The sequence below is a fragment of the Prochlorococcus sp. MIT 1341 genome (assembly GCF_034092415.1).
Classification (GTDB): Bacteria; Cyanobacteriota; Cyanobacteriia; order PCC-6307; family Cyanobiaceae; genus AG-363-P08.
In genome coordinates, this window is the sequence record NZ_CP139304.1 from 1,709,643 (window position 1) to 1,730,897 (window position 21,255).

General features: G+C 36.0%; 28 protein-coding genes and 1 pseudogene. 16 read left to right on the forward strand and 13 right to left on the reverse strand.

Annotation, left to right across the window (positions count from 1 at the left end; genetic code table 11):
- Window positions 1–19: 19 nt before the first annotated feature.
- The 6 genes from SOI84_RS08700 to SOI84_RS08725 form a co-directional block, all read right to left on the reverse strand.
- The gene (locus SOI84_RS08700; protein ID WP_320674139.1) at window positions 20–1,831 is read right to left on the reverse strand and encodes an LIC12162 family transferase; all 1,812 of its coding nucleotides are present in this window, start codon (window positions 1,829–1,831) and stop codon (window positions 20–22) included.
- A gap of 196 nt (window positions 1,832–2,027) precedes the next feature.
- The gene (locus SOI84_RS08705; RefSeq protein ID WP_320674140.1) at window positions 2,028–2,525 is read right to left on the reverse strand and encodes a DUF1543 domain-containing protein; all 498 of its coding nucleotides are present in this window, start codon (window positions 2,523–2,525) and stop codon (window positions 2,028–2,030) included.
- Between the two features lie 183 nt (window positions 2,526–2,708).
- Window positions 2,709–2,864 carry a hypothetical protein gene (locus tag SOI84_RS08710; protein WP_320674141.1) on the reverse strand — a complete coding sequence of 52 codons (156 nt, stop codon included), beginning with the start codon at window positions 2,862–2,864 and terminating at the stop codon, window positions 2,709–2,711.
- Window positions 2,865–2,946: 82 nt separating this feature from the next.
- Window positions 2,947–3,387, reverse strand: coding sequence for a hypothetical protein (locus SOI84_RS08715; RefSeq protein ID WP_320674142.1), 441 nt, complete (start codon window positions 3,385–3,387; stop codon window positions 2,947–2,949).
- A 2-nt stretch (window positions 3,388–3,389) separates the two neighbouring features.
- Complete coding sequence (locus tag SOI84_RS08720; protein WP_320674143.1) at window positions 3,390–3,608, reverse strand: hypothetical protein; 219 nt, start codon at window positions 3,606–3,608, stop codon at window positions 3,390–3,392.
- A 581-nt stretch (window positions 3,609–4,189) separates the two neighbouring features.
- Window positions 4,190–4,384, reverse strand: a complete 195-nt coding sequence (locus SOI84_RS08725) for a hypothetical protein (protein ID WP_320674144.1) — start codon at window positions 4,382–4,384, stop codon at window positions 4,190–4,192.
- 424 nt (window positions 4,385–4,808) lie between these two features.
- On the opposite strand from SOI84_RS08725, the gene purU reads away from it, so the two are divergent.
- Window positions 4,809–5,663 carry a formyltetrahydrofolate deformylase gene (gene purU / locus SOI84_RS08730; protein WP_320674145.1) on the forward strand — a complete coding sequence of 285 codons (855 nt, stop codon included), beginning with the start codon at window positions 4,809–4,811 and terminating at the stop codon, window positions 5,661–5,663.
- Window positions 5,664–5,772: 109 nt separating this feature from the next.
- Here the strand turns inward: purU and arfB are convergent, their stop codons facing one another.
- Window positions 5,773–6,201, reverse strand: coding sequence for an alternative ribosome rescue aminoacyl-tRNA hydrolase ArfB (gene arfB, locus SOI84_RS08735; protein WP_320674146.1), 429 nt, complete (start codon window positions 6,199–6,201; stop codon window positions 5,773–5,775).
- Between the two features lie 295 nt (window positions 6,202–6,496).
- On the opposite strand from arfB, the gene SOI84_RS08740 reads away from it, so the two are divergent.
- A complete protein-coding gene (locus tag SOI84_RS08740) occupies window positions 6,497–6,901 on the forward strand; it encodes a cAMP phosphodiesterase (RefSeq protein ID WP_320674147.1) in 405 nt (134 codons plus the stop codon).
- A 403-nt stretch (window positions 6,902–7,304) separates the two neighbouring features.
- Complete coding sequence (locus SOI84_RS08745) at window positions 7,305–7,682, forward strand: hypothetical protein (RefSeq protein ID WP_320674148.1); 378 nt, start codon at window positions 7,305–7,307, stop codon at window positions 7,680–7,682.
- Between the two features lie 160 nt (window positions 7,683–7,842).
- Here SOI84_RS08745 and SOI84_RS08750 read toward each other — a convergent pair whose 3' ends face one another.
- Window positions 7,843–8,148, reverse strand: a complete 306-nt coding sequence (locus SOI84_RS08750; RefSeq protein ID WP_320674149.1) for a TIGR03894 family protein — start codon at window positions 8,146–8,148, stop codon at window positions 7,843–7,845.
- Between the two features lie 802 nt (window positions 8,149–8,950).
- On the opposite strand from SOI84_RS08750, the gene SOI84_RS10030 reads away from it, so the two are divergent.
- The 3 genes from SOI84_RS10030 (at window position 8,951) to SOI84_RS08765 (ending at window position 10,517) form a co-directional block, all read left to right on the forward strand.
- Window positions 8,951–9,334 (forward strand): hypothetical protein, encoded by a 384-nt coding sequence (locus SOI84_RS10030; protein ID WP_414153590.1) that lies wholly within the window; start codon window positions 8,951–8,953, stop codon window positions 9,332–9,334.
- A 164-nt stretch (window positions 9,335–9,498) separates the two neighbouring features.
- Window positions 9,499–10,035, forward strand: coding sequence for a hypothetical protein (locus SOI84_RS08760; protein ID WP_320674150.1), 537 nt, complete (start codon window positions 9,499–9,501; stop codon window positions 10,033–10,035).
- A gap of 266 nt (window positions 10,036–10,301) precedes the next feature.
- Window positions 10,302–10,517, forward strand: coding sequence for a Nif11-like leader peptide family natural product precursor (locus SOI84_RS08765; protein ID WP_320674151.1), 216 nt, complete (start codon window positions 10,302–10,304; stop codon window positions 10,515–10,517).
- 118 nt (window positions 10,518–10,635) lie between these two features.
- On the opposite strand, the gene SOI84_RS08770 is transcribed toward SOI84_RS08765, so the two are convergent.
- Window positions 10,636–10,836 (reverse strand): hypothetical protein, encoded by a 201-nt coding sequence (locus tag SOI84_RS08770; protein WP_320674152.1) that lies wholly within the window; start codon window positions 10,834–10,836, stop codon window positions 10,636–10,638.
- A gap of 174 nt (window positions 10,837–11,010) precedes the next feature.
- Between SOI84_RS08770 and SOI84_RS08775 the strand changes: the two genes are divergently transcribed.
- The 3 genes from SOI84_RS08775 (at window position 11,011) to SOI84_RS08785 (ending at window position 13,953) form a co-directional block, all read left to right on the forward strand.
- Complete coding sequence (locus SOI84_RS08775) at window positions 11,011–11,655, forward strand: methyltransferase domain-containing protein (protein ID WP_320674153.1); 645 nt, start codon at window positions 11,011–11,013, stop codon at window positions 11,653–11,655.
- A gap of 186 nt (window positions 11,656–11,841) precedes the next feature.
- Window positions 11,842–12,807: a GDP-mannose 4,6-dehydratase gene (locus SOI84_RS08780; protein ID WP_320674154.1), complete on the forward strand. Its 966-nt coding sequence runs from the start codon at window positions 11,842–11,844 to the stop codon at window positions 12,805–12,807.
- 273 nt (window positions 12,808–13,080) lie between these two features.
- A complete protein-coding gene (locus SOI84_RS08785; protein WP_320674155.1) occupies window positions 13,081–13,953 on the forward strand; it encodes an alpha-1,2-fucosyltransferase in 873 nt (290 codons plus the stop codon).
- Window positions 13,954–13,993: 40 nt separating this feature from the next.
- On the opposite strand, the gene SOI84_RS08790 is transcribed toward SOI84_RS08785, so the two are convergent.
- On the reverse strand, window positions 13,994–14,605 hold the full coding sequence (locus SOI84_RS08790) for a DUF2939 domain-containing protein (RefSeq protein ID WP_320674156.1): 612 nt from the start codon (window positions 14,603–14,605) through the stop codon (window positions 13,994–13,996).
- Window positions 14,606–15,217: 612 nt separating this feature from the next.
- Here SOI84_RS08790 and SOI84_RS08795 point away from each other — a divergent pair.
- From SOI84_RS08795 to SOI84_RS08815, 5 genes are all read left to right on the forward strand, one after another.
- On the forward strand, window positions 15,218–15,661 hold the full coding sequence (locus tag SOI84_RS08795; protein ID WP_320674157.1) for a hypothetical protein: 444 nt from the start codon (window positions 15,218–15,220) through the stop codon (window positions 15,659–15,661).
- A 78-nt stretch (window positions 15,662–15,739) separates the two neighbouring features.
- Window positions 15,740–16,129, forward strand: coding sequence for a hypothetical protein (locus SOI84_RS08800; RefSeq protein ID WP_320674158.1), 390 nt, complete (start codon window positions 15,740–15,742; stop codon window positions 16,127–16,129).
- 779 nt (window positions 16,130–16,908) lie between these two features.
- Complete coding sequence (locus SOI84_RS08805; RefSeq protein ID WP_320674159.1) at window positions 16,909–17,109, forward strand: hypothetical protein; 201 nt, start codon at window positions 16,909–16,911, stop codon at window positions 17,107–17,109.
- 242 nt (window positions 17,110–17,351) lie between these two features.
- The gene (locus SOI84_RS08810) at window positions 17,352–17,513 is read left to right on the forward strand and encodes a hypothetical protein (RefSeq protein WP_320674160.1); all 162 of its coding nucleotides are present in this window, start codon (window positions 17,352–17,354) and stop codon (window positions 17,511–17,513) included.
- 23 nt (window positions 17,514–17,536) lie between these two features.
- Window positions 17,537–17,758, forward strand: coding sequence for a hypothetical protein (locus tag SOI84_RS08815; protein WP_320674161.1), 222 nt, complete (start codon window positions 17,537–17,539; stop codon window positions 17,756–17,758).
- Here SOI84_RS08815 and SOI84_RS08820 read toward each other — a convergent pair.
- A complete protein-coding gene (locus tag SOI84_RS08820; RefSeq protein ID WP_320674162.1) occupies window positions 17,755–18,147 on the reverse strand; it encodes a DUF2237 domain-containing protein in 393 nt (130 codons plus the stop codon). The two genes, SOI84_RS08815 and SOI84_RS08820, sit on opposite strands and share 4 nt — an antisense overlap.
- A 267-nt stretch (window positions 18,148–18,414) precedes the next feature.
- On the opposite strand from SOI84_RS08820, the gene SOI84_RS08825 reads away from it, so the two are divergent.
- Window positions 18,415–18,648 (forward strand): hypothetical protein, encoded by a 234-nt coding sequence (locus SOI84_RS08825; protein ID WP_320674163.1) that lies wholly within the window; start codon window positions 18,415–18,417, stop codon window positions 18,646–18,648.
- Between the two features lie 194 nt (window positions 18,649–18,842).
- Here the strand turns inward: SOI84_RS08825 and SOI84_RS08830 are convergent, their stop codons facing one another.
- Window positions 18,843–19,004 carry a rubredoxin gene (locus tag SOI84_RS08830; RefSeq protein WP_320674164.1) on the reverse strand — a complete coding sequence of 54 codons (162 nt, stop codon included), beginning with the start codon at window positions 19,002–19,004 and terminating at the stop codon, window positions 18,843–18,845.
- A gap of 957 nt (window positions 19,005–19,961) precedes the next feature.
- Between SOI84_RS08830 and SOI84_RS08835 the strand changes: the two genes are divergently transcribed.
- The gene (locus tag SOI84_RS08835) at window positions 19,962–20,495 is read left to right on the forward strand and encodes a hypothetical protein (RefSeq protein WP_320674165.1); all 534 of its coding nucleotides are present in this window, start codon (window positions 19,962–19,964) and stop codon (window positions 20,493–20,495) included.
- A 24-nt stretch (window positions 20,496–20,519) separates the two neighbouring features.
- Here the strand turns inward: SOI84_RS08835 and SOI84_RS08840 are convergent.
- Window positions 20,520–21,200 (reverse strand): annotated as a pseudogene (locus tag SOI84_RS08840) (DUF938 domain-containing protein).
- Window positions 21,201–21,255: the final 55 nt, after the last annotated feature.

Below are 21,255 nucleotides of genomic sequence, written 5' to 3' on the forward strand. Positions count from 1 at the left end.
TTGTTGAATCTAATTCTAATCATTCGGCTTTTAACATATTTGACTTACTATAATCACCAATAAGATTAGTTAATCTGACTACCATATTCCTATCTTGATTAGCATATTTTGAGCAAAATAAGCTTCTAATTTCTTGGGTTTTTCTATTTAGCCACCAAGTATTAACATCATTCCAAAACCTTTTAAGATGATTGGCAGCATCTGTAGGGTCATCAAAGAAAATATTTACTTCTTTAAGTAATTTAAAGTCCATAATTGCATCCTCCCTGATTTCCCAGTGCTTTGGGTCCCAAAATATTATTGTTGGTATGTTTAATGCTAATGATTCCAAAAAAGTTGTACAATTATATGTGCTTATGTAAATACGTGTATCTTTTAGAAGTTCTTTTATCTGCACTTCTCCTGAATTTATATATATATTTTTGTACCTATCCTTCCATCTTTCATATTGACATAATCTGAAGTCACATCTTCCCAGCCTAACAATTAATTTATCCTGTATTACCTTTGGTAGAGTATCTACAAATTTAAATTGATTGTTTAGGTATTCCTCCCATTGACCAGAACCTATTGTACTACTAAACATTGCAAAACTATACCTAGAATAACTCCATTGAACTAATAGGACATTTTTTCTTCTTTTAGATTCATTTTCTCTTCTTACTTTAGAAGGTAATGACCGTAACATACCTATTGAAATACATTTAGAAGAATCACCAGGTGTATTCCAGCCCCATGTTAGAAAATTGTTTGAAATTTTTTGAGCATGATCCTCTTCAAATACCCACTTGCAAATTCCATAGGAGCCTCCATGCTGGCCTATGAATAGAGGAATTCCTCTTTCAACTTGACTTGCTGTCCATGCTTTAAAGAAGTCATCATTGAAGAAAGCTCCACCTGTAAAAATAGACTTAGGATTTTTAGGCCATAGTGAATTTGCGGTTAAATTTACAAGGCTTTTGTAACCTTCTAAATATATCCTAGGCATAAACCTAGGTAAAAATGTTTTTAGTAGCTCTATGAACTCTGTGCATTCTTTATGATCTTGCGTAATAGTGACAACCCAACTTCTAGCTTTTTTGGAAAATTGGTTCCCTTTTATTTCTGGCCTTTCCCATGATATCGGCCTGTTCCTAAGACGAAGATGAAGCTCAACTAGCTTGAATAAATCCATGTAGGTATCAATAATCAGATGTGAGTCTTTACGATTCAACCTCATCAATAAATTTTTTATAAATGTCTTCAACTTATTTTTTCTCGATTCAAAGATTAATTCATTCTCCAATTTTTCGTCACAATCAGCCTCCGCTTCTATTTCCCCTACATAACATATTTCTTTTCCCATAAATTTAATAATCTCCCCACACATCATTTCGTTCCACTTGTCACCTACTATCAGACTGTGGAACTCTTGGTAGTCATTAGCAGCAAGATCTTCTTCGGAAACTTGAATTATATTGGTTTTATTTATTTCATGCTTTTTAAATGCTTCCTTAAGCATGAACCATCTGTCATATAGAATATAAATGAACATTCCAAGCCAAGGACCTATAAGTATTCGCCAATATCTAACAGAATAATTTGTATTATGCTTTTTATTTAAAATTAACGCTAATTCCTCTAAAACTGATTCATACAGAATTAATAGTGATTTGTAATCTTTAAATAATTTCTCTCGATCGTCCCAATGATATTTTAAGGTTGTGTGTTCTAGATTTTCCCATTTTTTTCTTCTTGAGTATATTTTACACCATTCACCTAGAAATAATACACTTGCCTTTTCTTTTGGCCATGTTTTTTCGACCCCACTTGTGACTAAAACTTTTTCCATGCTCTACCAACTATATTCTAACCATCATAAACTATAAACTCATTTTACGATTTACACGAATTACCTTCATCCTTTTGCACTCTTCATTATTCCAACACCTCTAATCCATAAATACTAGTTGAAAAAAATTATTTCTAACAGACAACGACATTGTCTTATTGATACTAATTTTATTTTTTGAACTAAAATGTTATTTTCAGCCTATGACCCAGTAGCCTATCCAATCAGGTTGCATGTTAACAGATCTATTCTGAGGATCTTTCTCTAACACTACTGTGTAATTCTTTACTCTGTCAATCTTATATAGATTGTCTTTGTGAACCTGCTTCATTGGTTCGGTCCATTTCTTTTGAGCTTTGTTCTTTGCTTTTTTCGCTGAATCTGCTACTACGATTTCTAAATGATGCTTTTCAAGCATTTCACTTTCTTTATATCCTCCAAGATTTACAAGCCAGAGTTCATTGGCTTTCCCTGTAGCCTTTGTGGCTTTCTCAACGAGCTTGACCCTGTAACCATCTACAAATTTTATTAACTTGAAGCTATCTATATGTAGGCCTCTTGATACACCTATCCATTCCGATTTCAACTCAGGAAAAGTTGATTCGAAAGTGTCACCAACGACCCATCGTATGTCATGCATCTCTATGTTCCCTCCCTTCACCCTTCCACCAAGTACTACAATGTATAGGTTCATTTATTGAGAACTTAAACGGTAATCCAATTTACAATTAATGTCAACAATAAGGAATAGTGAAAGCCAGTTAATTCTTATTTTTGATTTATTTGGTCATATGTGGCTTAATTAACCCAGCTGTTGTATCTAATCTTTTCAATTAATAATGATTTTCATGAATATAGATTTGACTCCTGTTGTTTTTTATTTCCATCTTATTCGTTCAGGTCTGTTTTTCTCAATTCTTTTTAGGATCATAACCAAACCTGCAATGGCTAATGGACCGATTATTAAAGAAACAGCAATAAAGGTTTTTATTGCTGGGTCTAATCCAACGTGATAGTTATTTAGTGTGTCCATGATTTGTTTTTGATTATAGAGCAGAAATGTTTGCAACTATTCGCTAATTCCCTCCACATCTATATTTAATGGGATGTATGTGTTATTGGGGTACCCTGTGAGTTGCACAAGGCATCCATAAAGTACCCATTTTGTGCACACCTAAACATCCTAGTTTTTTCGCTTCAGCTTCAGCTTGAGATCTAGAGGGATAAGCATAGATGTTCTTAGATGATGAATTTGATTCATCGAATGTTTTTTGAAGGGCTGCTCCTTCAGGGCTCCATACCTTAAGACCCATAGTAGTAATTCCTGCAGAAAATATTCCCATGCCCACTATAGAAGCGTTCATTACACCCATTGCGACTACCCCAATAGATACAACTCCCATTGGAACTATTCCAATAGTGACTATACCCATTGGCACAATACCAATAGAAACTATCCCGAGTGGTGCTATACCAATAGCAATTTTTTTGGGCTTACTTCCGCAATGCTCGGTGCTTTCTGACCGTTGTTGCTTGGAGGTATTTAGATTCGACATTTTTAATGATTGTGTTGATGCTTAGAATCACCATGGTTTTTGCATGGCATCCACTTATCACCCATTTTGTGAGCCCCAGTGCAGTTAAAAGCCTCGGCAGCTTTTTCTGCTTCAGCTTTGCTATTGAATAGAGCAGGGGTTGCTTTTTTCTTTGCTTCAGTTGAACATCCACCAAAAGCTACCGTTATCAAGGTGAAGGCTAGGAGAAAAATTTTGTTCAAAGGACCTGATTTTTCTATAAATTTAGCAAGGGTAAACATGTTTTGAATTTAAATATTCTGGTATTTACATTTTTCTATCTGTCAAAATGGTCTCCTTTTTACCAACAAAATATGGATTGAACCTATTCATGATTCCTTGAATGGGCCTTTCATAAGGTTCTTACTCTTAGGCCTAAGAAATATTGTTTAATTTGTTTGCATGCCTTTAATCTAATTAGGACTTGAATCTGACATTGATTTTCTATCTCTTTCGCTGGATTAAGTGGGGTTACCTGCTGATTGATTCTGTTCTTAGCAGGTGAGATCAAAACTTTTAGCACCGAATTCCTTTTACCTTATCAATGTTGCTACAAAAATCGAGCAATATTTGGAGAAGGTCTTTTGCTTTTCATTTCTTAAGAATCACCTTTTTGTGCATGCAAATCACTTTACGAAAAAGATAATTGCCTGATGAACTCTCTTTTCTGGATCATGGTGGATGCAAAACAGTACTTCATTTAGAGGAGAATTAGTCAGTATCTAATCCTGAATTAGATTTTGATTGCTTAGATGTGTTACTTAAGCTCTGAGTCTAAAGCAATTCAGTTGAAAGCACGAAATTTACCTGTTCCACTGTCTCTGTGATTGTCTGGCAGAAATGGGAAATTGTCTTTTGGACCTAAGAGTTCATTAATGCTCTCTTGTCTTTCTGAATTTCGATTAATTCCTTCTTTATTATCCAACCCATGCTCCTCTATGGGAGCAAGTTCTGCATTAGCTACTTGGAGACAGCACATAAGTGAAAGACAAAATAAAATGCAAATAGAAGCAACTCTTCGCATTGGTTGATACATTTTCTTAGTAACAAAATGAATATTATATTCTAGCTTCTTTTTAGGGGGCACCAAGATTAAAATTTTAATAACCTCATTTCTTTTTTGCTAGGGAAATAGCCCTTCATTTGATCTCTTGAAGTGGTTGTGAATGCTTTCTCCTACAAGCTTTCTATCTTTAGAAAGATGTGAGTGCAATTAGAGGCAATATCTTTAGTATTGGATCATGAAAGCTAGTCCGATGATGCCAGATGAAAATCATCCTTGGTATTTGTTGCTGTCTTGAATCTTGTTGGATAGATAGTTCGTATTTCATACATGATGCACCTTCTAAATGGTTAAAATGAAGTCCTATAGTCTTTAATGAATTTATTTCTTGAGATATTTAATGAATACCTCCTCTTGCACGCTTCAGCTTATTTGTCCTGACCGACCTGGCTTGGTTAAGGAATTGGTCAGTTGGGTAACTGATCATAAAGGGAACATCCTTCATGCAGATCATCATACCGACAATGAAGCAGGGTTGTTTCTTAGTAGAATCGAATGGGGTTTAGATGGATTCGCAGTTGATAATGAATCTATACCCATCGAAGTTAAACAATTAGCTCGACATCTAGATGGTAAGGCCTCCGTGCATTTCTCCGATGCTATCCCTAGAGCTGCTATCTTTATTAGCAAACAAAGCCATTGCTTGTTAGATTTGCTCTGGAGAGCACGGAGCGGTGAGATTCGTATGGACATCCCTTTAGTTATCTCCAACCATCAGGATTTAGAGGGAATTTGTAATGATCTGGATGTAAACTATTACTATATCCCTAACAATTTAAAATATAAAAGTGATTCAGAAAGCAGAATGCTAGATATTCTCTTAAACCATCAAATTGAATTAGTTATTTTAGCAAAATACATGCAAGTTTTAACAGGAAACTTTATAGAAAGATGTCCTCCAATTATTAACATACATCATTCCTTTCTTCCAGCTTTTAAGGGTGCCAACCCCTACTTCCAAGCATGGCAAAGGGGAGTGAAGCTGATCGGAGCAACAGCTCATTACGTCACGGAGGAGTTAGATGATGGACCTATTATCGAGCAAACACTTGTTAATGTAAGCCATAGAGATGAGGTCTCAGACTTAATTCGTAAGGGAAGAGATACTGAGAGAGTTGCTTTAGCAACAGCTGTAAGATTGCATTTGCGACATCAAGTAATGGTCTATAGAGGTAGAACCGCAGTGTTCGCATAACAATTCGATGTTTATATAAGGCTTACACTTTATTAATAACTATGTTAAACAGTAATCATCCAATAATTAATAGATTATGGCCATAATGATTTTTCCAGGGATAACCCTTTTAATCATCTTCGGAAAGCCTGCCTTGCCTTTTCCGTTTTAATTCGCCTCTTTGTTTCTTTACCTGAATTCTACGCTTCTGAGATGAAATAGTTGGCTTTGTTGATTTCCTTTTTTTTTGAGGAGGCCTTAACCCTTCACGTAGAAGATCTGATAAATATATTAGCGCAAGTTGACGATTTTTATATTGTGAACGTTCTTTAGATACAATTATATGAAGACATCCATTAATCAAATGGCCTTTGAGGTTTCTCATTAATCTTTGCTTATAATAAACATCAAGCACATTTGAAGAAGCTAGATCGAATATAAGTTCAACTCGAGAAGACGTTTTATTAATAGCTTGACCGCCAGGACCAGTAGCCCTTGAGAAACGCCAACTTAGCTCTTTAGCTGGTATAACCAACTTAGAATTAATAGTTAAATTCATTTATTTATATTAATTGATTACGAAGAAGTAAGGGGTAATCATTAGGGTATCAGATTTTTATTAACCAGATGAGGGAAAACCAATTTGACTTATTCATAATATCTTTCCATAGAGGTTTGCTTGTTTAACGGAATGCTGTTCAATTTCAATTGAAAACATGTTTTAGATTCCTTGTCTTGCTTTGCTGAAATCATGTGATTATGATGTCCTATACAGATTGGAGCCTATTGCTCTGAATTTGATTATTCTCATTTAATCTACCTTGCAAATCAAGTTAAGCCTTTTCACTCGACTCATGGCAGTGCCTTTATTGGTATTAACTGTTAGTTGTGGGGGTTCAAACTCTTCAAAAGTTGCCCCTAATCTTTCCAATAAAGAAAAGATTAGTAAAAAAATAATGGCTGCTACTGACAAGGATCTGTTTCTCTATAAGGGAATTGGTACCACATATGTATGCAATGCCCTTAGTGTAGGCCTTAAATTCTCAAAGGCCATTGGCATTGCATCAGCAACCTATACCCAAGTACTTAATGCTAGACACGGTGGTAGAGTTGCTTCAGTAGGGGATAAAAAGCTAAGTGATGATCAACTTCTGAGTGGATCAGAACTTCAGATGGTCAAAGGATCGTATGACCATTGCCCTAAAGAAATCCCTGATGAGATAAGAGGGAAAATTAAATCAGCATTATCTAAACAATAGACAATGTAATGGTATGAGTTTCTAACAGAAAAAAGTACATATTTTGTACCCATCTGATTAATTATTAATTGTCTTTATTCAACCAAAAAGAATAATCTCGATAGAGCTAAATGGCTTTGCTTTTAACTATTAAATTGATTTGACGTTTATTAAAAAGGCTATATATTGATTGAGACCGATGAGATTTAGGGGCTAACGTAATGCTTGAATCAACTCTCACATTCTTGGCTGGCATCTTTCAAGACAATAATTTGATGATTAGGCGAATTGCTATAATCTCTATAGTCTTATATGTAGCTCTTCAACTCCTTGGTTTGGTTTTCCCCGTATTTATTACTTTAGGAATAAGCTTTTTGCTTTACAAGAAAATGACCAAGGAAAATTCGAAATCAATCGATTAAATATGTTGGTCTTTAGCCTTCTTTTTTCATTATTCATAACGATATGCCCATCTACTTCGTTTATTTGTGATGGCTCCACTCTTTATGCAACTATAAGGAATAACCTATCCGGAGACTTTGCCTTGGTTGATGATCTAGAAAACATTGATCAAGGAGCTTTTGTGGTGCTTAATTGGAAGTCAAAAAATATAATGCTGCCTATTTCATTCCAATCCGGAGAGATTACTTTTCGAGATAATAAATGGTTGTGGAGTTACCAAGATAATGAATATGGTTTGCATCTAAATAACCCTCGTTTTGCTCAATTGCTCCCAAGCGGTAAGGTTGTTGAACATGAATGCATAATACCTAAATTATCTTCTTCAGGAAGCATGAACTAGGACACTAATTTTTATTAGGTCAAAGTACATATAAACAGTAAGTTATCAGTTAATTTTGCTCTTTCATCGTATTGATAGTGCTTTTTATGTAATGACTGATGTTTCACAAAATTGTCTTATTACTGCTAGAAGCTCAATGCCTTTCAATAAAATTAGCCGATTAATTAGCTGCCGATCTCCTACGGACAATTCGTCTTCCATCGGGGGCCTCTTCCACTTTAGATCCTTTGTCAGTTGAGGCTTCGCTGTTGGATTGCTTCGGAGGCTCCTCTTCTCCTCCTTCCATTTCTAAGCAAGTTCCTACAACCATCGCTGCTTCAATGGGATTGGGCAAGTCTCCAATTGTGATGAGTGCTTTTAGCACGAGCTGCATCCGAGCCTCTTTAGGGAGTCCTGGGCGAAGTTTGTTGACAGATTGCCAAAGCTCTTGCGTAACTTCTTTTAGGAGGTCTTTTTCTGGAACCAAAGTACTTCTCGTGTAGATGATGTTCTTATTTAATTCTATTGGCTGGCATCTCTATTTTCAGAGGTTGATTTGGACTTCAAGAAGAGGGCTTGCCTTGAGATAAGCCTCATATTGATTTAGCTTTAAAGCCTTGCTAGGTAGCTAAGGCAAGTTTCAATTGGTTTTGGGACGATTTCAGAGGCTTCAATCGCTCAGAGTTCATCGGAGCGCAGAGACGTCGAGGGGGTATGAGCATTATCACTGCTTGTCATTTTGTAGCAACTGCTACAAAATGACAAGCAGTGATAATGCGAATTACGCCTGGCTTTACCATCCCTTTCTGGAAATTTTCTTATAGCTCCTTAATTGCTTAGAAAGTTTTTAGCAGACCTCACAGAATGCTTTTTCTCTTGTTGATATTCAGTAAGCTTACATTTTCATGGATGCTTAATCTTTAAAGTAATATTCTTTTCCCGGATGGAAATTTTACCTTTACTCGCAAAATATTTTTATATCAAAAATAATTGTTTTATGATTCTAGCTTTTTCGTTGAAATAACTAGCATTTGTGCGCCAGTACCTTTACCCATCTTAATCAGTTTTTGGTTGCAAATTTCGATTTGTATGGATTTTTGATGATATAAATTAGGCCCTATTTGTAAGGAGGAGGAGATGTCTGAAGATCAAAGCTATTTACTAGTCAATGGAAAGAATGACCCTATCGAGGAATATTTTGAATGTATTACGGAGTGTTCCCTTGATGAAGAAAGGGTGGATTGTATTACGCACTGTGTCCAGGTTCACTTAAAAACGGAGGTGATGTCATGAATGGGGCCAAACCTTTTTATATAAGCCCGAATGGGGGGGTAATATTTTGTTTTAGAGGTGATTCTGGGAGGGTTTTTCGGTCTTGCTTTCATAGTCGTTGTATTTATGCGACTGATTTGCATACTGCAAAATCCTATTTAAATAATCTTGAGAGCAATATGAGTCATAGGGACAAGACGCCATTCGTTCACCCTGAGCAAAGGAAAACTACTCTTAAATGGAACTCGAATGGTGAGCTATCATCAATTGATATGGCAAGGATTCTTGATTGTTTGAGGAACCCTGAGCTTACCGAGTGCACTTTGTCCTCTGAGGTTGTTGATTATGGGTGGAATCAAACAAAAGCATTCAATTCAAAGCTTTTAACGTCTAATTCCTAAGATTCTTGAGTTGTCTATCTAGTGCTTTTTGGGCAAGTCACTCCCAACAACTTTTTATGTAGTGATATGGACATCAAAAGAGCTCTGATAAAACCTTATGCCATTTCAAACGTTACTTTGTATCAAGCGTCACTTTTGTTGTAGTGGAAGAGCCTCGACCTAGTGTGACGATTACCTTTGAGTTGCAGAAGCTTCTTAAAGCTCAAGCAGATAATTCCGGTTTATCGGTTGATGAGCTTGCCAATAACCTTCTGCTAGATGTTTTGTCAGGTTCAAAACAAGGAGAAGTTTCCGAATCTAAAACCTCAAATTTTGATGAGTTCTTTGATAATCGTTTGGAGCAAAAGCAATATCAAGAGACTTCTCCGTCTATTTTGAGCTTTGGCGAAACACGTTTTACTGATGAGGGAGCACGGGCATATACCAAAGCAGTTAGATACGAGTTTCAGAAACATGCATCATTGAAAGGTCTTTCCCTAAATAAGGCGTTAGGCGAGCTGCCAGACATAGCCAAAAAACATCACGGAGATTTTGCGGTAATAGGCCAAATCCTGATGGGAAGACACGAGCTTACCGGGGAAGAGATGGATATTTGGTTTGAAAAAAGCAGAGGGTGTCCATTGCAAAAGACCCTTCAGGAATGGAGCGGTGATTCTCTACCTTCGCTTTGTAGGGTTTTTGTACAAGCCATAGAAGTATAAATATCTAGGCCCGAAAAGTTTTTCATAAAGTTGTTATCAGGGGGTAATTTGTCTTTTAAACCTGTTCTTTTTCTTGGGTAAGGGTTACCCTTCAATACCTTATTGTGAGATTGAAGAGATATATATGAAACAATCATCATTGAGTGACCGAGCATTAGCCTTTGCTTGAAGAGAGGGCAAAATCTTTAATACATTTCCTGTACTGGGGCAAACTTTTAAGAGGTAAACGTTTAGACTTTTACTTTGATGAGGCATTGTTTAGGAATATGGCTTTAAAGCAATTAAAGGCTTTTTTGCAGAAGATGCAGGATGAACCTTCGCTCAAAGAGAAGGTTCTTAACTCTTCAACTGCTGATGATGTAGCTCAAATCGCCTTAAGTCTAGGTTATGAGTTCTCAGGAGATGAATTGCTTAGGTTCTCTGGAAAGAAGGTTGGCCGAGTTACAGTTCAGAAAAATGATGTTCCAGGTGAATATAATTAGTATGCAAACATTGTAGTTGTCTTTTTCACCAATTGTTTTTTATTGCTTTAATAATTTTTCTCAATAAATAATATCATTAATCAATTTATAGGAATTCTTATATGAATAAGCCTAAATTTTAGGGTTGTATTTTTTCTTTTGCCAAGCTTAGAACATTTAGATAAAGGTATTCATCTATTTCTCTTATATCATATTCTGAAGGCATTGCACCATGTATATATTCGTGAACCACCATCCAGCAATAGCGTTCGAGCTCACTGTTTTTTGAGCCTGTTAGTTTAATAGCCTTATTTGCAAGATTCTCCTGTAAAGAGTTCAATGAGCTTAATGATTTAATTTTTATTAGATTATTTGAGACTAACTAGTTTTATTGTTTAGGCTAAATTATCTTAACATTATGCCATTACCGAAGCGTTTTTTTCTTTGGATTTGCTATCGGGTAATTTTTGGAATAAAATTCGATCTATTAGACATGAGAAATTCTTTGTAAAAAATGGCCTGTAAAGTCCTGACTGACTACCAAAGGGAGAAGATAGATAAAAGTGATGATTGTATTTTTTATGCGACACCTCGTTTTGTTTATCACTTAGACAAGTCCTTTCGAGAAAGATTGACCCAGCTTTATAGAGAACATCTTACTAGAAACTCTGTAGTTTTGGATCTTATGAGTAGTTGGGTTAGCCATCTGCCAAATGAGTTTAAATTTCACAAAGTTATTGGCCATGGCCTAAATAAAATAGAATTAGAGTCTAATAAGCGTTTGGATTCCTTTTGGACCCAGGACCTTAACCAAAATCAGAAGTTGCCTTTAGACGATTCTTCTGTAGATTACTGCCTGATGGTTGCGGGCTGGCAATACCTGCAACAGCCTGAAGAAATAGCTTTGGAACTTAAAAGGGTTTTACGTCCTAAAGGGAAAATAATAGTCTCATTTTCTAACCGAGCCTTTTGGGACAAGGCACCTCGTATTTGGACACATGGTTCAGATTCTGATCACATAAATTATGTTAGTTCTATTTTGATTTCCCAAGGTTGGACTCAACCTGATGTTATTGCAGAGAGTACCGTTGTGAATGGGTTTTTTCGAATCTTTGGTAGTAAAGGTGATCCTTTTTTCTCAGTGATCGCAACAAATTGAGTCGATTATCAATTTCCTAAAAAAGGTCATAGCGTTAACATTATCTTCACATGATCGGATATTATTATTACATGAAACCTTAAACAGCTTAACTAGGTATGGCTAGGTTCCCAGAAGCTTTTAAAATGGCACTTAGGAATTGAAGCTAACTTATTTGACTGACTTGAGAAAATTGGAGGCATTTAAGTGAAGAAAGCTTTGATTACTGGCATTACAGGACAGGATGGAAGTTATCTTGCCGAATATCTTGTTCAGTTAGGCTACGAAGTTTTTGGAATTGTTCGAAGGCAATCAGTAGCGGAGAATCAGAGTTCGCGAATCCATGAAATAAATGATCAAGTTACTACTTATTATGGCGATTTAATTGATGAGACTTCACTTTATAAAATTATAAGAAGAGTTCAGCCTGATGAAATCTATAATTTGGCCGCCATGAGCCATGTCAGAGTTAGCTTTGATGTGCCTTCATTTACGATAAAAACAAATGCTTTAGGAGTATTAAATATGCTTGAAGCCTATCGAGAGGTTACTCCAGAAGCGAAATTTTATCAGGCAAGTTCATCAGAAATGTTTGGTAATTCTGTTGATAATGATGGTTGCCAAAGATTAACAACTAATATGAGTCCAGTCAGCCCTTATGGGTGTTCTAAGGTTATGGCTTATAATTTGGTTTGTCATTATAGAAATGCATATAAATTACACGCATGTAATGGGATACTTTTTAACCATGAATCACCTAGAAGGGGAACTAACTTTGTTACTAATAAAGTCGTTAAAGGAGCTGTTGAGATTAAGAAGGGATTGAGAGAGAAATTAGAGTTAGGTAATTTGGACTCAAGCCGTGATTGGGGACATTCATATGATTATGTTAGATCAATGCATTTGATTCTTAATCATACAGAACCTAGGGATTGGACTGTTGCTACAGGAGAGACAAGAACTGTGCGCCAATTATGTGATTATGTTTTCAAGTCTCTTGGCTTAAATTATCGTGATTATGTTGTGCAGAATAAAAGGTATATGAGGCCTGAGGAATTGAATTATCTAAAAGGAGACTCTCTAGAGATTCGTGAGAAACTAGGGTGGAAACCAAGGTATAATTTTGAGATGATGATAGATGAAATGATATCGATATGGCAAGATCGATTATAACTAAGAGTGTATATAGTTTACTGCAGATTATTATCTCATTATGAATTTAATTTTTACATACACATATTATAAATTTTCTTAGGTTTATTTGCGTCTCTAAGGAATTTACACTTCTGAAACCATTCAGCATTTCCAGAGTTTTATCTTTGAAAGAGTTTTAAAGCGGCTGCATAAGATTTTTGCTTTTACCTTTTAATATTAATAAGAGCTAACAGGCACCCTCATTTTAAAATTACTAGCTCTATCATGAACAATATACAACAATAGAAAATTGTGATTGGAATTAGGCTGATAGGAGGTCTTGGCAATCAATTATTCCAATATGCTGCAGCCAAAGCTCTAGCAAATAGGCTTAATGTGGAACTACTTATAGATACAAGATCTTATACCCTTAACGAGATAGACAATCCTTTAAATGCCTATCTGTTAGACCGCTTAAGGGTAACTTCTAAGTTGGCCAATGAAAAAGTGTTAAAGAGAAGACCATTGTTTATGCGGAAACCATCTAAATACCTACAGAAATTTGGTATCTATAAATTATGGTATCGAGAAAAATCCTTTAATTATGATCGAAATGTAGAGACTTTGCCCGATAAAATATTCCTAGATGGATACTTTCAGTCAGAAAAATATTTTAAGAGCATTTCTAAAATTATTCGAATGGAATATCTTCCCGTTAGGCCACTTAGCGACAGGAATCAACAAATAGCTAATCAAGCAAGACGACTTAACAGTGTTATGCTACATGTTCGTAGAGGTGACTATGCCTCAAACTCAAAGATATTATCCGTTCATGGACTTTGTTCTCTCTCTTATTATACTAACTCAATTAACTTTCTAAAAGAGCTTGTCAATAATCCCCATTTCTTTGTTTTTTCAGATGATCCTTTTTGGGCTAAATCAAACCTTCCTTTATCGGATAATGTCACCTATATAGATGGAAACTTAGCAAATCCCGAGATCGACTTGCACCTTATGAGTTTTTGCAAGCACCATATAATTGCTAATAGCACATTTAGTTGGTGGGCAGCATGGTTAGCTAATTTCCCCGGTAAGATTGTTGTTGCACCTAGTCCATGGTTTGACTCTGTGATTGATAAAACACCTGATCTTATACCAGCAAGCTGGAACATTATAGGTAAATAAATCTCCCTTATTTATAATGCATAAACTTACCTAATTGCACTTAAAATCTTATCCCCTTTATAATCTGGTTAGGGAGTTCAATTATATTTATTTTCCAATTAGATATTCCTTGCCTTCTCCAGCTGGCTTTAATGATTTCATCTGAATTCTGGAGTTGACTCGCCAGGATGAATACATTTAAGCTTTCATAATACAGCTTGATTCTATTTTCAGCATATTTCTTTCTAGAATCATGCTCTTTAGCATAACCTTTGTCGTTTTTTGCCAAATTTTTATCCATAGATAATTTGCCTTGAGTTAATAACACTTTTAAGCCATTGGGACTAACTGTTGAGTCAATTGTCGAGGAGACAACTTTGTTGATAATAGGATTAACCATAACCATAGTTAGTTCACCAAAAGGAGTGAATTGGATTTCCTTATTGATCTCTTCCGAAAGCTTATTAATTAATTGGGCTTTAAGATTTTTCCTGACAGAAGGAAAATCAATATATTCACTAGCTTCAGTTGGATTTTTGTTTTCTAGTGCTCTCTTGAATGCTAGAATTGATAAGTATGGACTGATATAAATATAGATACTAAAAGAAATAATACCAAGAAGGATCAGGCTTGAAATCCCTTTTCTTGATTTATTGTGAACATTGAATCCCATCTGTAAAAAAAGACCTTAAGGATAAGACTTTTTAGTCTAAGTATATTCTCTTCACTCTTGCATCAATTAGCTTATTCAGCATACCAGACTAGGCCTTGAAAGCATAAATTTTATAATTTTGGTTTTGGTCTTATGAAATACCCTTGCAAAACTCAAATCAAAGGTTGTTCTTTTGCTTAAGAACTTAAATCCGATACATTTAAAGATTCCACCTTCGACTCTTGAATGAATTGGTGCTGGAGTCAGGGGTGTAAAAACTAGAGAATTTATTGTTTATTTACGCACTTACCTCTAGGAACCATTAGATTAACAACATCACAGCGTTTATTTCAAAAAACATGAGCTCCGAAGAAGGCGGCGGAATGGTTCCAGGACTAGTGGCTATAGCAGTTTCCGTTGTATTTGCAGCAGTAGTTGGCCTTGCCTTGGTAAGATTTCTCCCGGTTTGAATTTACGATCAGAGCCAAAATTTTTACCTTTGCTTTAATTGGATGCATTGCTAATGATGTCCCCTCTTCTATAGGAGCCTTCCTAAATGGCAATTTTTATTAATTGAGATTCCACTTATCCCTTGGCAGAACTAATCTAAAACTAAGGTTAACTTAAATAAATATGCTCAATTTCTTTTTTTCAAGAATTTCCAATTGTCTTGGCAATTCAATTGTTTTAATTTTTTCTATTTTAATTAGTTGCTGTCTTCTTACCATTCCAACTAAAGTAATCGCTGCTTCTAATGATTATTCACCCCAAATATCAAACTTAGTTAATCAATTCTCAGAAGCTTACTGCTCTTCAATTTTAGAAGTCAAAGATTCAGAAAAGGCTGTAAAAGTCGCGATTAGATCAATGATTAGAGATTTGGTCTTTTCTGGAGATCTTAAGCAAATTATGCTATTACCTAAAGAAGAAATGGCGGAATTTGTTTCCGGTTCAATTTTTGGAATTTGTGGCGACTCGATAAATAACTCACGACAAGAACTTACAGCATATTTTGTTGAACTATCAGATTCTGCGCAGACCAGGCCTACGCCAAAACCCTTTAAACCATTTAACTGAGATTTTTTTATAAAACGAGAATCGACCATAAATCCTAGAAAGGGATATGCTTAAAGATGAACTAATTAAAACTTATTTATGCACGACTGCCTATATTTAATAGCACTCGCTTTGATAGAACAAGATGGCTGTAGGGCTATGCCTTTATGTGGAAAGTCAGTTAAGCTATCCAATGATTCGGGGGATGACTTTTGCAATTTACGTGAAAGTCTCATCAGCCAGATATTACTTACGGTCTTCCAAAGAAGTGAAAAAGGCCCACTTAGAAGAGCAGCTGACGATTCTAGCCTCCTTTTGATACAAATTTCGATTGAAGAAATGCAAGAAAATCTTCCTTCTTTAAAGGCAGATTGGATTAGGACTGGAAATACTGAGGAGCTAATTGTTAGCCTTAAGAAAATTTGTAAGGGGCTATGGGATGCTAGCTTTACTAAAGAAGATGGAATTCAAATCAACCTTATTGAATAAGTTTAAAAACTTTTGTATTCCTATAAAATATTACCATGTTTACAATAGCTTGTTCTCTTTCTAACTTCCAAGGCTCTTCTTTCTTTTTAAAGCTTCCATTCTATCAGCAAATTTAATTCTAAAAAATAATTTTTTTTTAGAAGAGTTTTTAGGGTCCAATGATTCTTTAAGCTTAGGCTTATTAAGCTAATACCCCTCTCAATTGGAATATATAACCAATCTGTAGAGTACTTTTTTTGACAAACTTTTTAAGCGTTAAATAATTAGTTACTGTCAGCTTACAAATAGTATTTGCATTTTAGGTTGGAAAAAGCTAAGCAATCAAGCCCAGGATGCCCTTTTTAAAGAGCTATAAAAAATTTAATCAGTTGGGATTTCCCTAACCAGACAAGGAGATCTTCAAAGAATACGGATGCCTTCTCTGCTTTTGTGACATATCCCTGTTCTTCAATAAAAGAGTGATCATGTTTGATGATCGTGGTCCCTAGCCCACGACTCTTCGTAATCTTCTAATTGATCTTTAGTCCACGAATAACCTGTTTCTGGAGAAACAGCTATTTCTCGGGCTTTTTCCCTAACCTTATTTTCCATGAGGGTGAAAATAAGGGCTTGAGACCTCAAAGTGAATGATTCTTTAGACCCTCTTTAGGTTTTGGCCGACTTTTTGGGGAGAGCAAGTTAGTTCTCTTGCCCTCACTACCCTATATAGGTTTTAAGAAGTAACCGCTTTTTTGGAGTTAACTCGAGCGCAGGATGTGATCAATTGAATTTGGGTGTTCATGCACGAATTTGATCGTTTCCATAGCGATTTGCCTTGCTTCATAAGAGTTATTTGCATAGGCACAGAATTCAAATCTGTTTCTATTCCCATCGCGATAGCTGATGGTATAACCATGGCGGCTCATTTGCCTTGCCGGTCGAGTGATCAATTAAAACTTTGGCTACCATCAGGAATTAATGCCACAATTTCCTTGTCTTAGTGAGGGTATGCACAAGAAACAGATTTTTTAGGTGGCCAGTAAAAGCCCCCCTTTTAGTCTTTTGATGGCCAAGATGTATGGAATAAGGTGGAGGAATAGGATTGATTCATTGCATTGTGGAGAAGTGCTTTGTAAAGAGTTTCTTTAGATCAAATCTAGCTAATGAGTAGGAAAAACTTAGTAAATTAGTTGACAATATCTATACATCTGTTGAGATGCTAGAAGCATTACTTGACTAGTCCATGAAAAGAAATGACAATGCATTAGATGCCTTTATTGATGATTGCTTCCTTGATGAAGACCCTATATGTAGCAACCCTAATGAACGTTCTCTAGAATTAATAGCTTCACGCTTGATTTCTGAGCTTGTTCCTGAAAATAATGATGATTTAATAGCATCTTAACTTTAGGAAACTATTAACGAGAGATGCCAAAGAGTTTTTTGCCCAAAGGTCTAAGGTTAAATATTCATGCGCCTGGTACAGGTGCAGCATTAATTATCTTGGCTTTCACTCAGGTTCCTGTTGCGATAAAAGCAGCAGCTGAATTGGCTTGCATTGGCGAAGTGTCAAATAAATTGTGGAGACAAAACAAATCTCATCAAGGCATAAATGTGATAGCAGTTCGACAATGTAATGGACATGACTAGTTTTCCTTGTGAGCATGCTGCATCAAAGGTTCTATTCCTATTGTTTCAAGGGCCTTGATATTGGTTGCATTCAGACGGACTGCTGGTGCCATCCCATCTTCATAAGCCTGTTTCCATCTTGAAGCACATAAACACCAATGATCCCCAGGTTTTAACCCAGCGAAGCCGTATTGAGGCATTGGTGTGCTGAGGTCATTGCCTTGGGCTTTGCTGTATGTCAGGAATGACTTAGTTAAAACACAGCAAATGATATGTTTCCCAAGATCAGATTTATCAGAGTGGCAAAACCCATCCCTGTACCACCCTGTCATAGGTTCACAGCTGCATGGTTCTAATGCTTCTCCAAGGACATTCAGGGTTTCCATGGAATGATGTTTTTCTAAGCCCATATAAGCCTTAACGCAGGGGATAACCTAATGATGAAAATACAGCTCTAAGGGCTTTGTCAAAGAGTTGGTTACTTAAGGGGCTCACTCCGAAAATATTAAAACCTCACAAAACATTAAAAGGATTGTTGGGAAGTTAGCCCTAAGCAGGCTTTTTCAGTGAGGGGATCCCATTGATTTATCTTTGTGTTCTGATTCAGTTGTTATAGAATTTATTTAAAGCAAGTCCTGCCATAATACTTTCAGAATGATCCGGTTAGATATTGCTGAATGCTTCTTGAATCAACTCCCATCTCATTTCTTTTATTACTCCTAATAGGAATGCTACTCTCGCTTTTAGCGCTAAGTTGGCTGATAGTTCATGAGACATCAGGATACAAGGGGCCTTCTAAAGTTTATGCAGAGAAATATAAGAGAGATGCCATGCAGCATCCTGAGATGAGGGAAGTTAGTCCTGACGAGAAGTTGTTAATAGTCAACCTAAGTAAGGTTAAAGATGAATAAATGAAATAGGACTTTAATTTTAATTATTCTATTTCATTTCCCTTAGTACCTTTGAGCATTATTATAAGAAATAGCTACTAAGTATCTTCATTTAAGAAAAAGCTCTCGATTTACTTTGCATCTAAGTGCTACTACTTCATGAATAACACTTTGCCAATAGCCTCTAAAATATCACGCTTTGCGAAAAAGTATCTTTAATGAATTGCCTTGAACCTTCTTCTGCCTGCTCTGCATGCAGGGCATTTCCAATTTGAAGGAAGATCTTCAAATTTTGTACCTGGTGGAACTCCTTGCGATGGATCGCCTATACGTGGATCGTATGCATAGATGCAGTCGGGGCATTGATACTTTTGCATAGCTTTGGTTGAGGGACTTGTAAAAGAACTTTGGGCTTGACGAGACCAGAAGATAGAGGTGAGGCATTGGTCATCTTGTGGCTGGATTGATAACCGGATTTTTCTCTCTTTGTTTCCACTTGTTTTGGAAGTTCAAAACTGCGCAAACAGAGAAATCCAAATGGAAGGCTTTTCGCTTTATGAAAGGGCGAAATAATTTTTCAGATCAGAGAGTTGATAGACCTTGGCGTGCAAGACAAAACTCTGTTCGACAATTTAGAAGGAATCGAAGCCTTTGCGCTATATCGTCAATCCAAAACCAAAGACGAAAACCTTTGAAGCATTATCAAAGACATGTTGCATAGACATTTTTGTTGTGACTTTAGAAGTAAGAGATTAGATGTTAGAGCTTTGTTCTAGGTGATACTTGATTTGAAATCAGAGCGGCCTGCTGATTACTATCCATAGAAATAAAGCAAGGTTCGCTGCAATTGCAAAACCTACTGAGGCAAGTTTTTCCATGAGAGACATGAAGAATGCACCCAATTGAGCAAATCTCAGGTGCTTTGCCATTAGTTGTTTTGGTGCCCTAACAACTAAGAGTCCATTTTGCAGTTGTTAGATATGGAGTGGATTCAATCTTTAAGAAGCCTAGGCCTGCTTTTTTGGCGTGATTGATAAATGTGCAGACAGGTAGTTTATTGATCAAGGCTTCTTTTGAGCAGACTTGAATTGGCTCTTGGGATCAAAATCTATAGCTTTTATGAGTCTTCTAAATGCCTATTGAATCACTATGCCTTGTTGGATATCTTTGGGTATGAAACACAAATCAACCAATTCGACAACACGACGAATTAAATGCCTCTACGAAGAGGTTCTTTTGGCTTCTGAGAAGGGGCAGCTTTGGTGTGTTCAGCGTGCTAAGAAACAATATTAAAATAACTTTAAATAGCCTTTGAAAAATGAGCTTAGAGTTTCATGCACTTAAAAAGCCTTAGTGGCTGTAGGTTGGCGATTAGTTCATACCCGAGTTTTTTGTATGATGCAACTGGTGGTGGTGGAGAGGCTGTAAAACTTGCAAGTCACAAAGTGAGTATGGATTATTTTAGATTTTGCCCTGATACATTCTCAATGCCAGATATCAATTGGTCTACAACAAGATTTATAGGATTACGCATTCCTCCAGGACTTGAAATAAAAATGTATTTAGACAAGTTAGAGGGCTATATTAATAAGCTAAGCGGAGAAATTTCACTTCAGTTTGAGTCAAGGTTCGTTTTGACTGTATTTTCAAAAATATCTGCTCCTGAATTAATTGTGAGGACTTGTCTTCATACAGGTAAAGCAAGTAGTAAAAGGCATCTAGTAGAGGGTATGACGTTACAGGATAATGGAAGGGCCAGGCTTATCGGTGTTGCTGAAATAGAGCCAACTGGGAGTTTTCTTTTGGACTCTTTCCTTAACTTACCTGATGAAGCATTAGCTATTCTTGAATGTGAGTTTAAATATTAACTTCTAAGCTTTTGACTCTACGTCCTAGCAGAGAGGCTGATTAAGGGCATTTTTTTCTAATTTAAAAAGTAGATTCTGAGGTGAATATATTTTATCTTTCGAGAACAAGAGATAGATTATTGGCTGGAATTGATGAGAAGATAATTTTGAGAATCCATATTTAAATGCCATTTTGCTAACTATCTCAATATCACGGATACCCCATTCCTGATTACTCATTTTTAGAGAGCTGTCAAAAGCTGCATTGCCATCACTTAGATGAACATTGTTTCCCTTAAAAGGGCCATAGATGATTAGATTGTTGCCACTATTTAAGTGTCTAACTGATTCTTTGAGAAGCTCTTATGTGCATTTCCAGGGGGTAAAATGGAGCATATTGATGCAAATTATAGTTTTTAAATCTTTGCGAATTTTATTGGTAAGTGGCCATGGTTTTTGCCTTACGTCAAGTGTTATTGGTTTAGGCATTTTATGTTCAAACTTTTCGTGTCTTATCCAAGCATTGATGCTTTCCCTTGCGGCTGCATCTGGATCAGTTGTTTGCCATATAATATTTGGAAATTTTTTTTGAAAGTTTACTCCATGCTCTCCGCTGCCGCTTGCAATTTCTAGAACTATTCCGGAATTATGAATAAACTTAGAGATGAGAAGTGTTATGGGCTCTTTGTTTCTTTTGGTAGCAGGAAAGAAAAGACGCTTATTCATTATTTAGTTTTGACAACTATGGTTCAATTAAGAAATTTAGTTATATGTACTCTAT

What these genes read in the sequence shown, in the direction of transcription:
- SOI84_RS08795 (WP_320674157.1), top strand. Translation starts at nt 15,218, where the DNA reads ATGCTCAATTTCTTTTTTTCAAGAATTTCCAATTGTCTTGGCAATTCA.
- SOI84_RS08815 (WP_320674161.1), top strand. Translation starts at nt 17,537, where the DNA reads ATGCCAAAGAGTTTTTTGCCCAAAGGTCTAAGGTTAAATATTCATGCG.
- SOI84_RS08790 (WP_320674156.1), bottom strand. Translation starts at nt 14,605, where the DNA reads ATGGGATTCAATGTTCACAATAAATCAAGAAAAGGGATTTCAAGCCTG.
- SOI84_RS10030 (WP_414153590.1), top strand. Translation starts at nt 8,951, where the DNA reads ATGAATGGGGCCAAACCTTTTTATATAAGCCCGAATGGGGGGGTAATA.
- SOI84_RS08835 (WP_320674165.1), top strand. Translation starts at nt 19,962, where the DNA reads ATGCACTTAAAAAGCCTTAGTGGCTGTAGGTTGGCGATTAGTTCATAC.
- SOI84_RS08825 (WP_320674163.1), top strand. Translation starts at nt 18,415, where the DNA reads ATGCTTCTTGAATCAACTCCCATCTCATTTCTTTTATTACTCCTAATA.
- arfB (WP_320674146.1), bottom strand. Translation starts at nt 6,201, where the DNA reads ATGAATTTAACTATTAATTCTAAGTTGGTTATACCAGCTAAAGAGCTA.
- SOI84_RS08810 (WP_320674160.1), top strand. Translation starts at nt 17,352, where the DNA reads ATGAAAAGAAATGACAATGCATTAGATGCCTTTATTGATGATTGCTTC.
- SOI84_RS08740 (WP_320674147.1), top strand. Translation starts at nt 6,497, where the DNA reads ATGGCAGTGCCTTTATTGGTATTAACTGTTAGTTGTGGGGGTTCAAAC.
- SOI84_RS08800 (WP_320674158.1), top strand. Translation starts at nt 15,740, where the DNA reads ATGCACGACTGCCTATATTTAATAGCACTCGCTTTGATAGAACAAGAT.
- SOI84_RS08710 (WP_320674141.1), bottom strand. Translation starts at nt 2,864, where the DNA reads ATGGACACACTAAATAACTATCACGTTGGATTAGACCCAGCAATAAAA.
- SOI84_RS08715 (WP_320674142.1), bottom strand. Translation starts at nt 3,387, where the DNA reads ATGTCGAATCTAAATACCTCCAAGCAACAACGGTCAGAAAGCACCGAG.
- SOI84_RS08830 (WP_320674164.1), bottom strand. Translation starts at nt 19,004, where the DNA reads ATGCAAAAGTATCAATGCCCCGACTGCATCTATGCATACGATCCACGT.
- SOI84_RS08745 (WP_320674148.1), top strand. Translation starts at nt 7,305, where the DNA reads ATGTTGGTCTTTAGCCTTCTTTTTTCATTATTCATAACGATATGCCCA.
- SOI84_RS08705 (WP_320674140.1), bottom strand. Translation starts at nt 2,525, where the DNA reads ATGAACCTATACATTGTAGTACTTGGTGGAAGGGTGAAGGGAGGGAAC.
- SOI84_RS08775 (WP_320674153.1), top strand. Translation starts at nt 11,011, where the DNA reads ATGGCCTGTAAAGTCCTGACTGACTACCAAAGGGAGAAGATAGATAAA.
- SOI84_RS08725 (WP_320674144.1), bottom strand. Translation starts at nt 4,384, where the DNA reads ATGTGCTGTCTCCAAGTAGCTAATGCAGAACTTGCTCCCATAGAGGAG.
- SOI84_RS08700 (WP_320674139.1), bottom strand. Translation starts at nt 1,831, where the DNA reads ATGGAAAAAGTTTTAGTCACAAGTGGGGTCGAAAAAACATGGCCAAAA.
- SOI84_RS08765 (WP_320674151.1), top strand. Translation starts at nt 10,302, where the DNA reads ATGGCTTTAAAGCAATTAAAGGCTTTTTTGCAGAAGATGCAGGATGAA.
- SOI84_RS08820 (WP_320674162.1), bottom strand. Translation starts at nt 18,147, where the DNA reads ATGGGCTTAGAAAAACATCATTCCATGGAAACCCTGAATGTCCTTGGA.
- SOI84_RS08805 (WP_320674159.1), top strand. Translation starts at nt 16,909, where the DNA reads ATGCACGAATTTGATCGTTTCCATAGCGATTTGCCTTGCTTCATAAGA.
- purU (WP_320674145.1), top strand. Translation starts at nt 4,809, where the DNA reads ATGAATACCTCCTCTTGCACGCTTCAGCTTATTTGTCCTGACCGACCT.